Source organism: Escherichia sp. WS1368 (assembly GCF_046487485.1).
In the GTDB taxonomy this organism is placed as follows: domain Bacteria; phylum Pseudomonadota; class Gammaproteobacteria; order Enterobacterales; family Enterobacteriaceae; genus Escherichia; species Escherichia coli.
This window is the reverse complement of record NZ_JBJQJI010000017.1, coordinates 14314-28726: the sequence shown is the minus strand read 5'-3', so window position 1 is coordinate 28726 and position 14413 is coordinate 14314. Positions and strand designations below refer to the sequence as shown.

Below are 14413 nucleotides of genomic sequence, written 5' to 3'. Positions count from 1 at the left end.
TTTTAACCCTTCCTTTCTTGTTCTTGTTTTCATTTCCGTGAAGTGGATTCCACCGTCCAGGGCTAATGCCAAAATCGGGCCTCATTGAACGCATTAATGTTGTGTTGTTGCACGGTGAGCCGCTATGGCGCGCTTTTTATACTGCTATTGCCAGATATAAACACGCGCCGTATTCGGCGAACGACCTATAAAAACGGCAAAAAACACCCTACGTCACCTCTGATTTCCTGGCGATGTCGCAGTCCAGAGTGAGCGTGGCTAACGCGAATTTTCAGGAGTGCAACAATGAGTTCTTTAAGTCAGGCTGCGAGCAGTGTGGAAAAACGCACAAATGCTCGTTACTGGATAGTGGTGATGTTGTTTATCGTCACATCCTTCAACTACGGCGACCGCGCTACGCTCTCTATCGCCGGTTCGGAAATGGCCAAAGATATCGGCCTTGATCCTGTGGGAATGGGCTATGTGTTCTCTGCTTTCTCATGGGCTTATGTTATCGGGCAGATCCCAGGTGGTTGGTTGCTGGATCGTTTTGGTTCAAAACGCGTCTACTTCTGGTCGATCTTTATCTGGTCGATGTTTACCTTGCTGCAAGGCTTCGTCGATATCTTTAGTGGATTCGGCATTATCGTTGCCCTGTTTACGCTGCGCTTCCTGGTCGGGCTTGCTGAAGCGCCATCTTTCCCCGGCAACAGTCGCATTGTTGCGGCCTGGTTTCCGGCGCAGGAAAGGGGAACGGCGGTGTCTATTTTTAACTCCGCTCAATACTTCGCAACGGTGATCTTCGCGCCGATTATGGGCTGGCTGACTCATGAAGTGGGCTGGTCACACGTCTTCTTCTTTATGGGCGGTCTGGGCATTGTCATCAGCTTTTTCTGGCTGAAAGTCATCCACGAGCCAAATCAACATCCGGGTGTAAATCAGAAAGAGCTGGAGTACATCGCCGCGGGTGGCGCGCTGATCAATATGGATCAGCAAAACACCAAAGTTAAAGTACCGTTCAGCGTGAAGTGGGGGCAGATCAAACAGCTGCTAGGGTCACGGATGATGATCGGCGTTTATATCGGTCAGTACTGTATCAACGCCCTGACTTACTTCTTTATTACCTGGTTCCCGGTTTATCTGGTGCAGGCACGCGGGATGTCGATTCTGAAAGCGGGCTTTGTGGCTTCCGTTCCGGCGGTTTGCGGTTTTATCGGCGGTGTGCTGGGTGGGATTATTTCCGACTGGCTGATGCGCCGCACGGGATCGCTGAACATTGCGCGTAAAACACCGATCGTAATGGGCATGTTGCTGTCGATGGTGATGGTGTTCTGCAACTACGTCAACGTTGAGTGGATGATCATCGGCTTTATGGCGCTGGCCTTCTTCGGTAAGGGCATCGGGGCGCTGGGTTGGGCAGTAATGGCAGATACCGCGCCAAAAGAGATCAGCGGTCTTTCCGGTGGCCTGTTCAACATGTTCGGTAACATTTCTGGCATCGTCACGCCAATCGCAATTGGTTATATCGTTGGCACGACTGGCTCGTTTAATGGGGCGCTGATTTATGTTGGTGTTCATGCCTTAATCGCGGTACTGAGCTACCTGGTGCTGGTGGGCGATATCAAGCGTATCGAGCTGAAACCTGTCGCGGGGCAATAAGATGACGACACAATCCAGTCCTGTTATTACTGATATGAAAGTCATTCCGGTCGCCGGGCACGATAGCATGTTGCTTAATATTGGTGGGGCGCATAACGCATATTTCACTCGCAATATTGTGGTACTCACCGATAACGCCGGGCATACCGGCATTGGTGAAGCGCCAGGCGGAGAGGTGATTTATCAGACGCTTGTCGATGCTATTCCGATGGTGTTGGGCCAGGAAGTTGCGCGCCTGAATAAAGTGGTTCAGCAGGTGCATAAAGGTAATCAGGCAGCCGATTTTGATACCTTCGGCAAAGGTGCCTGGACTTTTGAATTGCGCGTTAATGCCGTGGCGGCGCTGGAAGCCGCCTTGCTTGACCTGCTAGGTAAGGCGCTGAATGTTCCGGTCTGCGAACTGTTGGGGCCAGGCAAGCAACGCGAGGCTATTACCGTCCTCGGTTATCTGTTTTATATCGGTGATCGGACCAAAACCGATCTTCCTTATCTGGAAAATACGCCGGGCAACCATGAGTGGTATCAGTTGCGCCATCAGAAAGCGATGAACAGCGAAGCCGTTGTGCGTCTGGCGGAAGCTTCACAGGATCGTTATGGCTTTAAAGATTTCAAACTTAAGGGCGGAGTGTTACCTGGCGAGCAAGAAATCGACACTGTTCGTGCATTGAAGAAACGCTTCCCGGATGCGCGGATTACCGTTGATCCCAACGGTGCATGGCTGCTTGATGAAGCCATTTCTTTGTGCAAAGGGCTGAATGATGTTCTTACCTATGCCGAAGATCCATGCGGCGCAGAACAGGGTTTCTCCGGTCGTGAAGTGATGGCGGAGTTTCGGCGGGCGACCGGCTTGCCCGTCGCGACTAACATGATCGCCACCAACTGGCGTGAAATGGGTCATGCGGTAATGCTCAATGCAGTAGATATTCCACTTGCCGATCCGCACTTCTGGACGCTTTCCGGTGCAGTCCGCGTGGCGCAGCTTTGCGACGACTGGGGGCTGACCTGGGGCTGTCATTCCAACAACCACTTTGATATCTCTCTGGCGATGTTTACCCATGTGGGTGCGGCGGCACCGGGTAATCCTACCGCTATCGATACCCACTGGATTTGGCAGGAGGGAGATTGTCGCCTGACCCAAAATCCGCTGGAGATTAAAAACGGAAAAATTGCAGTTCCTGATGCGCCCGGTCTGGGCGTGGAACTGGACTGGGAACAGGTACAAAAGGCACATGAGGCCTATAAACGTCTGCCTGGCGGTGCGCGTAACGACGCAGGTCCGATGCAGTACCTGATCCCCGGCTGGACCTTTGACCGTAAACGTCCCGTTTTCGGCCGTCATTGATTCTGAAAAAGGACATAAATATGAGTTCTCAATTTACGACGCCTGTTGTTACTGAAATGCAGGTCATCCCGGTGGCGGGTCATGACAGTATGCTGATGAATCTGAGTGGTGCACATGCACCGTTCTTCACGCGTAATATTGTGATTATCAAAGATAATTCCGGTCACACTGGCGTAGGGGAAATTCCCGGCGGCGAGAAAATCCGTAAAACGCTGGAAGATGCGATTCCGCTGGTGGTGGGTAAAACGCTGGGTGAATACAAAAACGTTCTGACGCTGGTACGTAATACATTTGCCGATCGTGATGCCGGCGGGCGCGGTTTGCAGACATTTGACCTGCGGACCACTATTCATGTGGTTACCGGGATAGAAGCGGCAATGCTGGATCTGCTGGGGCAGCATCTGGGGGTTAACGTGGCATCCCTGCTGGGCGATGGTCAACAGCGTAGCGAAGTCGAAATGCTCGGTTATCTGTTCTTCGTCGGTAATCGCAAAGCCACACCGCTGCCGTATCAAAGCCAGCCGGATGATAAATGTGACTGGTATCGCCTGCGTCACGAAGAAGCGATGACGCCGGATGCGGTGGTGCGCCTGGCGGAAGCGGCGTATGAAAAATATGGCTTCAACGATTTCAAACTGAAAGGCGGTGTACTGGCCGGGGAAGAAGAAGCCGAGTCTATTGTGGCACTGGCGAAACGTTTCCCGCAGGCGCGTATTACGCTCGATCCTAACGGTGCCTGGTCGCTGAACGAAGCGATTAAAATTGGTAAATACCTGAAAGGGTCGCTGGCTTATGCAGAAGATCCGTGTGGTGCGGAGCAAGGTTTCTCCGGGCGTGAAGTGATGGCGGAGTTCCGTCGCGCGACTGGCCTGCCGACCGCAACCAATATGATCGCCACCGACTGGCGGCAGATGGGCCATACGCTCTCGTTACAATCCGTTGATATCCCGCTGGCGGATCCGCATTTCTGGACGATGCAAGGTTCGGTACGTGTGGCGCAAATGTGCCATGAATTTGGGCTGACCTGGGGTTCACACTCTAACAACCACTTCGATATTTCCCTGGCGATGTTTACCCATGTAGCCGCTGCTGCACCGGGTAAAATTACTGCTATTGATACGCACTGGATCTGGCAGGAAGGCAATCAGCGTCTGACCAAAGAACCGTTTGAGATCAAAGGCGGGCTGGTACAGGTGCCGCAAAAACCAGGATTGGGCGTAGAAATCGATATGGATCAGGTGATGAAAGCCCACGAGCTGTATCAGAAACATGGGCTTGGTGCGCGTGACGATGCGATGGGAATGCAGTACCTGATTCCTGGCTGGACGTTTGATAACAAGCGCCCGTGCATGGTGCGTTAAGACAGAAAACCAAAACCGGCTTCATAAGAAGTCGGTTTGAGATTACTGACGAAGTGGTTTACGGGGCCGGTTTTCCCCCTCGCCCTTTCAGGGAGAGGGGCGGGGTGAGGGTAATCATTCGCACTTGCGTTGGCCTGTTCCCCTCACCCTAACCCTCTCCCCGGAGGGGCGAGGGGACTGTCTGTGCTGCTCCCAGCATTGGCATTGGACGGAACCTATTTTGACTCGACAAGACGTCCATTACCCGAGAATTTTGCTGGCTTCGCGCGCGACATTATCCATCTCGTCCAACAGTTCCAGCAGCTCCGGCTCCAAATCTTCTTCTTTAGTACCGCTACGTAGCTGTTGTTCGATCAGCTGGCAGAGATTCTTCATACGCGGCACACCGCTATAGCCGCAACTGCCATGCAGTTTATGAATCAAATCAACCAGGCCTTCCGGGTTTTCTCCAACCAGCTGTTCCTCAACTTTGTTGCGAACTTCAGGCAGGAAATCGAGTAACATTTGCAGCATATCGCGCGCTAAATCGGTTTTTCCTGCTGCCTGGCGTAGTGCCAGTTGCCAGTCGAGGGTCGCATTCGGGTTCACCACAATTTCGTTGACTTCGGGCGTCACGACGCGAGACGAAATACCGCTGCCAGGCTTGTAGCGCAACAACAAATTATGCAATCGCTCTTCTTCAATCGGTTTCGCCAGATAATCGCTCATCCCTGCGCCAAGCAGCTTCTCTTTTTGCCCGGCCATTGCATGCGCCGTTACCGCGATAACTGGCGTTTGTTGCTGATGGGGGAGCTGGTGGATGAGTTCGCAGGCCCGAATGCCGTCCATGTCCGGCATTTGAATATCCATTAAGATCAAATCGAACGGCATCTGTTTCGCCCGTTCAACCGCCTGATGCCCGCTATCGCAAAGTTCCACATGTTGCACCATATCTTCCAGCAATGCGCCGATAAGTTTCAGGTTAGCGGGGTTGTCATCAACCGCCATGACTGTCATTGCCAGCTTACTTTCATCGGTTACAGGCAAAAGCGTGTTTTGTTTGTGATGACAAAATTCCGTCAGGGCAGGTAACAGGCGCGTAGGTGTTAATGGTTTCAGCAGACACGCGCCGATACCATCTTGCTTAAGTTTTTCAGCATTGACTTGTGCATGGCAAGGAAGTGCCAGCATCAGAAAATCGGTCATCGATACCGCTTTCGCTAATCGCTCATGTTGCATTGTTAGCGGCTCGCGGAAGGTCACCGCAATGCCTAATAACATCATGTCGTAATGCGCGGGAGGCAGCGCGGAGAACGTTGGGCTATAAACCACTTCCAGCGGCGTTTCACTTAAAATATCCAGCGTGCATTGCGCTGCTGCGGAGTTTGGTTCGACATAGGCCAGGCGCTTGCCGGCTAGGCACTGGGTGGATGGCCCTTCGATAATAATGTTCGGGTTCAGATCGAGATTAATGTGGAACCAGAAAGTTGAACCGCGATTCGGCTGGCTATGGAACGAAATATCGCCGCCCATTTCATTAACCAGTTTTTGTGTAATCACCAGCCCCAGCCCGGTGCCACCATGACGGCGGGAAATACTGGCATCAGCCTGTCGGAAGGCCTGGAATAAGCGCGATTGATCGCGTTCAGGAATACCAATGCCGGTATCCCGAATCTGCACTTCAATCTGCACTTTGGTATTACTCAGCGCACGTTTTTCTACCAGAATATCAATGTTGCCATTCTCGGTGAATTTAATTGCATTCCCTACCAGGTTAGTGATGATTTGCTGTAATCGCAGTGGGTCGCCAATTACGTTATCGGGCACGTCGCTCTTAATATTGAGCGTCAGTTCCAGCCCTTTATCGTGAGAAGAATGTGCCAGCAGGGTAACGACTTCATCCAGCGTGCTGCGTAGTGGGAATGGAATACTTTCCAGAATCAGCTTACCTGCTTCCAGTTTCGAGAAGTCGAGAACATCATTAATAATTGCCAGCAAATTATTTGCCGAACGTTCAATCGTATTCAGGTGATCGCGCTGCGTTGGTGTTAATTCTGTTTTCAGCGTCAGGCGAGTAAAGCCAATAACACCATTCAGTGGTGTACGCAGCTCGTGTGACATATTTGCCAGAAACTCGGATTTAATACGCGCCGCTTCCTGGGCACGCTTTTTCGCCAGATCCAACTCAACGTTCTGAATTTCCATCTGCTCCAGCGTTTCACGCAGATCGGACGTCGCCTGGTCGATATTGTGCTGCATCTCTTCGTGATAAGCAGCCAGCGACATTGCCATCGAGTTGATACCGTTTTTCAGCATATCCAGCTCGCCGAGCATAAATCCTTCCACCCGGCTGTCGAGTTGCCCGCGACGGATGCGGTCGACGGTATTCACCATGTTGCGAATCGGACCGGTTACATCGCGCATTAAGCGCCAGCCAAAAATAAGCGCAATACCGATACAAAACAGCATCATCACGCTGGAAATAAAGATCTCTTTATATTGCTGCAAGCGAACCGATTTAAGATCCAGCTCAAGCGCAATATATCCCAACATATTTTGACTATTTTTGGCATCGCTACTGGGCGATTCGTCGGGGGAGTAACTCTCAGAAATAATCGGCGTGCGGAGGATCATAATATCGCCGTCACGAGTGACAGTGAGCTGGCGAGGAAACGGCACGTTGCTGCCGAGCTGCATTGATGAGGGATCAAGATGAAAATTGGAGGTGACAAAGAGTCGGTTATTTTCATCATAAACCGAAATCGCGCGAACAATATCGGAATGGCGACGATGCAGTACGCTTATTAACTGACCGATAGATTCGCGATTTTGCAGGCTCATGCCATATTCAGTAGAAACTGCAAGCGGCTCAATAATGCTGGCTCCGGCATCTTCCAGTTGACGCTGCAAGTCGTTATAGCGATGCACAACGAAAAAGATACTCAGCAATAAACCAATAAGGACGGTCGGTGCCAGGATCAGAATCATCATGCGTGCGCGCAGGCTGTAGTTGGTCATGGAGTTCCGTTATGGGACAATTAAGGTCACACTGTTAAATTGAGAAAGTCTCGCCAATGGCGCAATTCTACTCTGCAAAACGACGCACGACGACGCGTCAGATCATAACTGTTTCAGTCAACGACCTCGACTCTTTTGGTCAGGGCGTGGCACGACATAACGGCAAAGCGTTATTTATTCCTGGATTATTGCCACAGGAAAACGCGGAAGTTACTGTTACTGAAGATAAAAAACAATACGCCCGCGCTAAAGTCGTACGCCGGTTAAGCGATAGCCCGGAACGCGAAACGCCACGCTGCCCTCATTTTGGCGTATGCGGCGGCTGTCAGCAACAACACGCCAGCGAGGATTTACAGCAGCGAAGCAAAAGTGCGGCACTCGCCCGATTAATGAAACACGAGGTCTCTGAAGTGATCGCCGATGTTCCCTGGGGCTATCGCCGTCGCGCGCGTTTAAGTTTGAACTACTTACCGAAAACACAGCAACTTCAGATGGGCTTTCGCAAAGCGGGCTCCAGTGACATTGTCGACGTTAAACAATGCCCCATTTTAGTGCCCCAACTTGAAGCATTGCTGCCCAAAGTCAGGGCATGCCTGGGCAGCTTACAAGCTATGCGCCATCTTGGTCATGTTGAACTGGTACAGGCAACCAGCGGCACGCTGATGATTTTGCGCCATACCGCACCGCTAAGTTCGGCAGATCGCGAAAAACTGGAACGCTTTTCGCATTCTGAAGGCCTGGATCTGTATCTCGCCCCCGATAGTGAGATACTCGAAACCGTCGCTGGTGAGATGCCCTGGTATGACTCAAACGGGTTGCGCTTAACTTTTAGCCCGCGCGATTTTATTCAGGTCAATGCGGGTGTGAACCAAAAAATGGTAGCGTGTGCGTTGGAATGGCTGGATGTGCAACCTGAAGATCGCGTACTGGATCTGTTCTGCGGTATGGGCAACTTTACACTGCCATTGGCGACACAAGCTGCCAGTGTGGTGGGTGTAGAAGGTGTTCCGGCGCTGGTGGAAAAAGGCCAGCAGAATGCGCGTCTTAATGACTTACACAATGTGACGTTTTATCACGAAAATCTTGAAGAAGATGTCACAAAGCAGCCGTGGGCGAAAAACGGCTTCGATAAAGTGTTGCTGGACCCCGCGCGAGCAGGTGCCGCAGGTGTTATGCAGCAAATTATAAAACTGGAACCTATTCGTATAGTTTATGTATCCTGTAACCCTGCAACGCTGGCTCGGGATAGCGAAGCGTTATTAAAAGCAGGATATACCATTGCGCGACTGGCGATGCTGGATATGTTCCCACACACGGGACATCTGGAATCGATGGTACTTTTCTCGCGCGTTAAATAGTTACGATTTGCCGATTTCGGCAGGTCTGGTCCCTAAAGGAGAGGACGATGGTTGCGGTAAGAAGTGCACATATCAATAAGGCTGGTGAATTTGATCCGGAAAAATGGATCGCAAGTCTGGGTATTACCAGCCAGAAGTCGTGTGAGTGCTTAGCCGAAACCTGGGCGTATTGTCTGCAACAGACGCAGGGGCATCCGGATGCCAGTCTGTTATTGTGGCGTGGTGTTGAGATGGTGGAGATCCTCTCGACATTAAGTATGGACATTGACACGCTGCGGGCGGCGCTGTTGTTCCCTCTGGCCGATGCCAACGTAGTCAGCGAAGATGTGCTGCGTGAGAGCGTCGGTAAGTCGGTCGTTAACCTTATTCACGGCGTGCGTGATATGGCGGCGATCCGCCAGCTGAAAGCGACGCATACCGATTCTGTTTCCTCCGAACAGGTCGATAACGTTCGCCGGATGTTATTGGCGATGGTCGATGATTTTCGCTGCGTGGTCATCAAACTGGCAGAGCGTATTGCTCATCTGCGCGAAGTAAAAGATGCGCCGGAAGATGAACGTGTACTGGCGGCAAAAGAGTGCACCAATATCTACGCGCCGTTGGCGAACCGTCTTGGGATTGGACAACTGAAATGGGAGCTGGAAGATTACTGCTTCCGTTATCTCCACCCGACCGAATACAAACGCATCGCAAAACTGCTGCATGAACGCCGTCTCGACCGCGAACACTATATCGAAGAGTTTGTCGGCCATCTGCGCGCTGAGATGAAAGCTGAAGGCGTTAAAGCTGAAGTGTATGGTCGACCGAAACACATCTACAGCATCTGGCGCAAAATGCAGAAAAAGAACCTCGCCTTCGATGAGCTGTTTGATGTGCGTGCGGTACGTATTGTCGCCGAGCGTTTACAGGATTGCTATGCCGCACTGGGGATAGTGCACACTCACTATCGCCACCTGCCGGATGAGTTTGACGATTACGTCGCTAACCCGAAACCAAACGGTTATCAGTCTATTCATACCGTGGTTCTGGGACCAGGTGGCAAAACCGTTGAGATCCAAATCCGCACTAAACAGATGCATGAAGATGCAGAGTTGGGTGTTGCTGCGCACTGGAAATATAAAGAGGGCGCGGCAGCTGGCGGCGCACGTTCGGGACATGAAGACCGGATTGCCTGGCTGCGTAAACTGATTGCGTGGCAGGAAGAGATGGCTGATTCCGGCGAAATGCTCGACGAAGTACGCAGCCAGGTCTTTGACGACCGGGTGTACGTCTTTACGCCGAAAGGTGACGTCGTTGATTTGCCTGCGGGATCAACGCCGCTGGACTTCGCTTACCACATCCACAGTGATGTCGGGCACCGCTGCATCGGGGCAAAAATTAGCGGGCGCATTGTGCCGTTCACCTACCAGCTGCAGATGGGCGACCAGATTGAAATTATCACCCAGAAACAGCCGAACCCCAGCCGTGACTGGTTAAACCCAAACCTCGGTTACGTCACAACCAGCCGTGGGCGTTCGAAAATTCACGCCTGGTTCCGTAAACAGGACCGTGACAAAAACATTCTGGCTGGGCGGCAAATCCTTGACGACGAGCTGGAACATCTGGGGATCAGCCTGAAAGAAGCAGAAAAACATCTGCTGCCGCGTTACAACTTCAATGATGTCGACGAGTTGCTGGCGGCAATTGGTGGCGGGGATATCCGTCTCAATCAGATGGTGAACTTCCTGCAATCGCAATTTAATAAGCCGAGTGCCGAAGAGCAGGATGCCGCCGCGCTGAAGCAACTTCAGCAAAAAAGCTATACGCCGCAAAACCGCAGTAAAGATAACGGTCGTGTGGTGGTTGAAGGTGTCGGTAACCTGATGCACCACATCGCGCGCTGCTGCCAGCCGATTCCTGGAGATGAGATTGTCGGCTTCATTACCCAGGGACGCGGTATTTCAGTGCATCGTGCAGACTGTGAGCAACTGGCGGAACTGCGCTCCCATGCGCCAGAACGCATTGTTGACGCGGTATGGGGCGAGAGCTACTCCGCCGGATATTCGCTAGTGGTCCGCGTGGTGGCTAATGATCGTAGTGGGTTGTTACGTGATATCACGACCATTCTCGCCAACGAGAAGGTGAACGTGCTTGGCGTTGCCAGCCGTAGCGACACCAAACAGCAACTGGCGACCATCGACATGACCATTGAGATTTACAACCTGCAGGTGCTGGGTCGCGTGCTGGGTAAACTCAACCAGGTGCCGGATGTTATCGACGCGCGTCGGTTGCACGGGAGTTAGGCCGAAATTAGCTCGTATCTACAATGTAGATTGATATATACTGTATCTACATATGATAGCGGTTTGAGGAAAGGGTTATGATCCACAGTAGCGTAAAGCGTTGGGGAAATTCACCGGCGGTGCGGATCCCGGCTACGTTAATGCAGGCGCTCAATCTGAATATTGATGATGAAGTGAAGATTGACCTGGTGGATGGCAAATTAATTATTGAGCCAGTGCGTAAAGAGCCCGTATTTACGCTTGCTGAACTGGTCAACGACATCACGCCGGAAAACCTCCACGAGAATATCGACTGGGGAGAGCCGAAAGATAAGGAAGTCTGGTAATGGTAAGCCGATACGTACCCGATATGGGCGATCTGATTTGGGTTGATTTTGACCCGACAAAAGGTAGCGAGCAAGCCGGACATCGTCCGGCTGTTGTCCTGAGTCCGTTCATGTACAACAACAAAACAGGTATGTGTCTGTGTGTTCCTTGTACAACGCAATCAAAAGGATATCCGTTCGAAGTTGTTTTATCCGGTCAGGAACGTGATGGCGTAGCGTTAGCTGATCAGGTAAAAAGTATCGCCTGGCGGGCAAGAGGAGCAACGAAGAAAGGAACGGTTGCCCCAGAGGAATTACAGCTCATTAAAGCCAAAATTAACGTGCTGATTGGGTAGGTGTTACTAACTCACTTCTATTCTGGTCACAGGTTTCCACCTGACGGACCCGCAATTTTCAGGACATTCTAATGAATCAAATCGACCGTTTGCTCACCATCATGCAGCGCCTGCGCGATCCGGAAAACGGCTGCCCGTGGGATAAAGAGCAGACATTTGCCACCATTGCGCCTTACACCCTTGAAGAAACCTACGAGGTGCTGGACGCCATCGCCCGTGAAGATTTTGACGATCTTCGCGGTGAACTGGGCGATCTGCTGTTCCAGGTGGTGTTTTACGCACAAATGGCTCAGGAAGAAGGGCGCTTTGACTTTAATGATATATGCGCCGCGATCAGCGATAAATTAGAACGTCGCCATCCGCATGTTTTTGCTGACAGTTCTGCCGAAAACAGTAGTGAAGTGCTTGCCCGTTGGGAGCAAATCAAAACCGAAGAGCGCGCGCAGAAAGCGCAGCATTCGGCGCTGGACGATATTCCTCGTAGTTTACCGGCTTTAATGCGTGCGCAAAAAATCCAGAAACGTTGCGCCAACGTTGGTTTTGACTGGACGACGCTTGGTCCGGTAGTCGATAAAGTCTACGAAGAGATCGACGAGGTGATGTACGAGGCACGGCAGGCTGTTATCGACCAGGCTAAACTGGAGGAGGAAATGGGCGACCTGCTGTTTGCCACGGTCAATCTGGCTCGTCATTTAGGGACAAAAGCGGAAATCGCATTGCAAAAAGCGAACGAAAAATTCGAGCGTCGTTTTCGCGAAGTGGAGCGTATTGTTGCCGCGCGTGGACTGGAAATGACAGGTGTTGACCTCGAAACAATGGAAGAAGTCTGGCAACAGGTAAAACGGCAGGAAATTGATCTCTAAGGGAATTACGTGGTCAAGCGCGATTTGTGTCATTTTTTAAATGACAAGCGCTTGATTTGCGTCAAAAACATTTACCCCAAAGGGGCTATTTTCTCACTCCTGATTTCAATAGTGCGCTGGCGAAGAGGAGGGATAATGAAAGTTTGTGGCACTGGTCATGTTCGGGTATACTGCTTTCCCGTCCTGGTTATTCCATCGTCTTTTCAACCTAACTTCTCAGGTTCAGCATGACAACGAACTATATTTTTGTGACCGGCGGGGTCGTATCCTCTCTGGGTAAAGGCATTGCCGCAGCCTCCCTCGCAGCCATTCTTGAAGCCCGTGGCCTCAATGTGACCATCATGAAACTGGATCCGTACATCAACGTCGATCCAGGTACTATGAGCCCAATCCAACACGGGGAAGTGTTCGTTACTGAAGACGGCGCTGAAACCGACCTGGACCTGGGGCACTACGAGCGTTTCATTCGTACCAAAATGAGCCGCCGCAACAACTTCACCACGGGTCGTATCTACTCTGACGTTCTGCGTAAAGAACGCCGTGGCGACTACCTCGGCGCAACCGTACAGGTTATTCCGCACATCACTAACGCTATCAAAGAGCGCGTGCTGGAAGGCGGCGAAGGTCATGACGTAGTACTGGTCGAAATCGGCGGTACAGTAGGTGATATCGAATCCCTGCCGTTCCTCGAAGCGATTCGCCAGATGGCTGTTGAAATTGGCCGTGAGCACACCCTGTTTATGCACCTGACGCTGGTGCCGTACATGGCAGCGTCTGGTGAAGTCAAAACCAAACCGACTCAGCACTCTGTAAAAGAGCTGCTCTCCATCGGTATCCAGCCTGACATCCTGATTTGTCGTTCAGATCGCGCCGTTCCGGCGAACGAACGTGCGAAGATTGCATTGTTCTGTAATGTTCCGGAAAAAGCGGTTATTTCTCTGAAAGACGTCGATTCCATCTATAAAATTCCGGGCCTGTTGAAATCGCAGGGGCTGGACGATTATATTTGTAAACGATTCAGCTTAAACTGCCCGGAAGCGAATCTGTCCGAATGGGAACAGGTTATCTTCGAAGAAGCGAATCCGGTAAGTGAAGTCACCATTGGTATGGTCGGCAAGTACATTGAACTGCCGGACGCTTACAAATCCGTGATCGAAGCACTGAAACACGGTGGGCTGAAGAATCGTGTCAGCGTCAACATCAAACTGATCGATTCACAAGATGTTGAAACGCGCGGCGTTGAAATTCTTAAAGGTCTGGACGCAATCCTCGTACCTGGCGGTTTCGGCTATCGTGGCGTAGAAGGCATGATTACGACCGCGCGTTTTGCGCGTGAGAACAATATTCCTTATCTGGGCATTTGCCTGGGTATGCAGGTGGCGTTAATTGATTACGCTCGCCATGTTGCCAACATGGAGAACGCCAACTCTACGGAATTTGTGCCAGACTGTAAGTACCCGGTTGTGGCGCTGATTACCGAGTGGCGCGATGAAAACGGCAACGTTGAAGTTCGTAGCGAGAAGAGCGATCTCGGCGGTACCATGCGTCTCGGCGCACAGCAGTGCCAGTTGGTTGACGATAGCCTGGTTCGCCAGCTGTACAATGCGCCGACAATTGTTGAGCGTCATCGTCACCGTTACGAAGTCAACAACATGCTGTTGAAACAGATTGAAGATGCAGGTCTGCGCGTTGCGGGCCGTTCCGGGGATGATCAGTTGGTCGAGATCATCGAAGTTCCGAATCACCCGTGGTTCGTGGCTTGCCAGTTCCATCCGGAGTTTACTTCTACTCCACGTGATGGTCACCCGCTGTTTGCAGGCTTTGTGAAAGCCGCCAGCGAGTTCCAGAAACGTCAGGCGAAGTAAGTAAAAAAGTTAGAACGGCAACGCGTACCCTGGGTACGCGTTGTTT

10 protein-coding genes are annotated in these 14413 nt (G+C 51.6%); 9 read left to right on the top strand and 1 reads right to left on the bottom strand.

The features are described from left to right. Nucleotides 1–285 precede the first annotated feature (285 nt). From gudP to gudD, 3 genes are read left to right on the top strand one after another with little or no spacing between them, the layout of a single operon-like run. Nucleotides 286–1638 carry a galactarate/glucarate/glycerate transporter GudP gene (gene gudP / locus ACJHYD_RS20810; protein WP_000097071.1) on the top strand — a complete coding sequence of 451 codons (1353 nt, stop codon included), beginning with the start codon at nt 286–288 and terminating at the stop codon, nt 1636–1638. 1 nt (nt 1639) lies between these two features. Further along, a complete protein-coding gene (locus ACJHYD_RS20805) occupies nt 1640–2980 on the top strand; it encodes an enolase C-terminal domain-like protein (protein WP_001551566.1) in 1341 nt (446 codons plus the stop codon). 20 nt (nt 2981–3000) lie between these two features. After that, nucleotides 3001–4341 carry a glucarate dehydratase gene (gudD, locus tag ACJHYD_RS20800; RefSeq protein WP_001551565.1) on the top strand — a complete coding sequence of 447 codons (1341 nt, stop codon included), beginning with the start codon at nt 3001–3003 and terminating at the stop codon, nt 4339–4341. A gap of 240 nt (nt 4342–4581) precedes the next feature. On the opposite strand, the gene barA is transcribed toward gudD, so the two are convergent. Continuing rightward, a complete protein-coding gene (gene barA, locus ACJHYD_RS20795) occupies nt 4582–7338 on the bottom strand; it encodes a two-component sensor histidine kinase BarA (RefSeq protein ID WP_000186450.1) in 2757 nt (918 codons plus the stop codon). A 56-nt stretch (nt 7339–7394) separates the two neighbouring features. Here barA and rlmD point away from each other — a divergent pair, with 56 nt between their 5' ends. The 6 genes from rlmD to pyrG all read left to right on the top strand — a co-directional run bounded on the left by rlmD (nt 7395) and on the right by pyrG (nt 14367). Beyond that, a complete protein-coding gene (gene rlmD, locus ACJHYD_RS20790) occupies nt 7395–8696 on the top strand; it encodes a 23S rRNA (uracil(1939)-C(5))-methyltransferase RlmD (protein WP_001551563.1) in 1302 nt (433 codons plus the stop codon). A 47-nt stretch (nt 8697–8743) separates the two neighbouring features. After that, complete coding sequence (gene relA, locus ACJHYD_RS20785) at nt 8744–10978, top strand: GTP diphosphokinase (protein WP_001551562.1); 2235 nt, start codon at nt 8744–8746, stop codon at nt 10976–10978. A 77-nt stretch (nt 10979–11055) separates the two neighbouring features. Beyond that, nucleotides 11056–11304: a type II toxin-antitoxin system antitoxin MazE gene (gene mazE, locus ACJHYD_RS20780; protein WP_000581937.1), complete on the top strand. Its 249-nt coding sequence runs from the start codon at nt 11056–11058 to the stop codon at nt 11302–11304. Beyond that, nucleotides 11304–11639 (top strand): endoribonuclease MazF, encoded by a 336-nt coding sequence (gene mazF, locus ACJHYD_RS20775; protein WP_000254738.1) that lies wholly within the window; start codon nt 11304–11306, stop codon nt 11637–11639. Before mazE ends, mazF begins: the two co-directional genes overlap by 1 nt. Nucleotides 11640–11710: 71 nt before the next feature. Then, on the top strand, nt 11711–12502 hold the full coding sequence (mazG, locus tag ACJHYD_RS20770) for a nucleoside triphosphate pyrophosphohydrolase (protein WP_001071643.1): 792 nt from the start codon (nt 11711–11713) through the stop codon (nt 12500–12502). 227 nt (nt 12503–12729) lie between these two features. After that, the gene (gene pyrG, locus ACJHYD_RS20765) at nt 12730–14367 is read left to right on the top strand and encodes a glutamine hydrolyzing CTP synthase (RefSeq protein WP_000210878.1); all 1638 of its coding nucleotides are present in this window, start codon (nt 12730–12732) and stop codon (nt 14365–14367) included. Nucleotides 14368–14413: the final 46 nt, after the last annotated feature.

Coding starts and splice junctions, on each gene's coding strand:
- gudP (WP_000097071.1), top strand. CDS start 286: ATGAGTTCTTTAAGTCAGGCTGCGAGCAGTGTGGAAAAACGCACAAAT.
- ACJHYD_RS20805 (WP_001551566.1), top strand. CDS start 1,640: ATGACGACACAATCCAGTCCTGTTATTACTGATATGAAAGTCATTCCG.
- gudD (WP_001551565.1), top strand. CDS start 3,001: ATGAGTTCTCAATTTACGACGCCTGTTGTTACTGAAATGCAGGTCATC.
- barA (WP_000186450.1), bottom strand. CDS start 7,338: ATGACCAACTACAGCCTGCGCGCACGCATGATGATTCTGATCCTGGCA.
- rlmD (WP_001551563.1), top strand. CDS start 7,395: ATGGCGCAATTCTACTCTGCAAAACGACGCACGACGACGCGTCAGATC.
- relA (WP_001551562.1), top strand. CDS start 8,744: ATGGTTGCGGTAAGAAGTGCACATATCAATAAGGCTGGTGAATTTGAT.
- mazE (WP_000581937.1), top strand. CDS start 11,056: ATGATCCACAGTAGCGTAAAGCGTTGGGGAAATTCACCGGCGGTGCGG.
- mazF (WP_000254738.1), top strand. CDS start 11,304: ATGGTAAGCCGATACGTACCCGATATGGGCGATCTGATTTGGGTTGAT.
- mazG (WP_001071643.1), top strand. CDS start 11,711: ATGAATCAAATCGACCGTTTGCTCACCATCATGCAGCGCCTGCGCGAT.
- pyrG (WP_000210878.1), top strand. CDS start 12,730: ATGACAACGAACTATATTTTTGTGACCGGCGGGGTCGTATCCTCTCTG.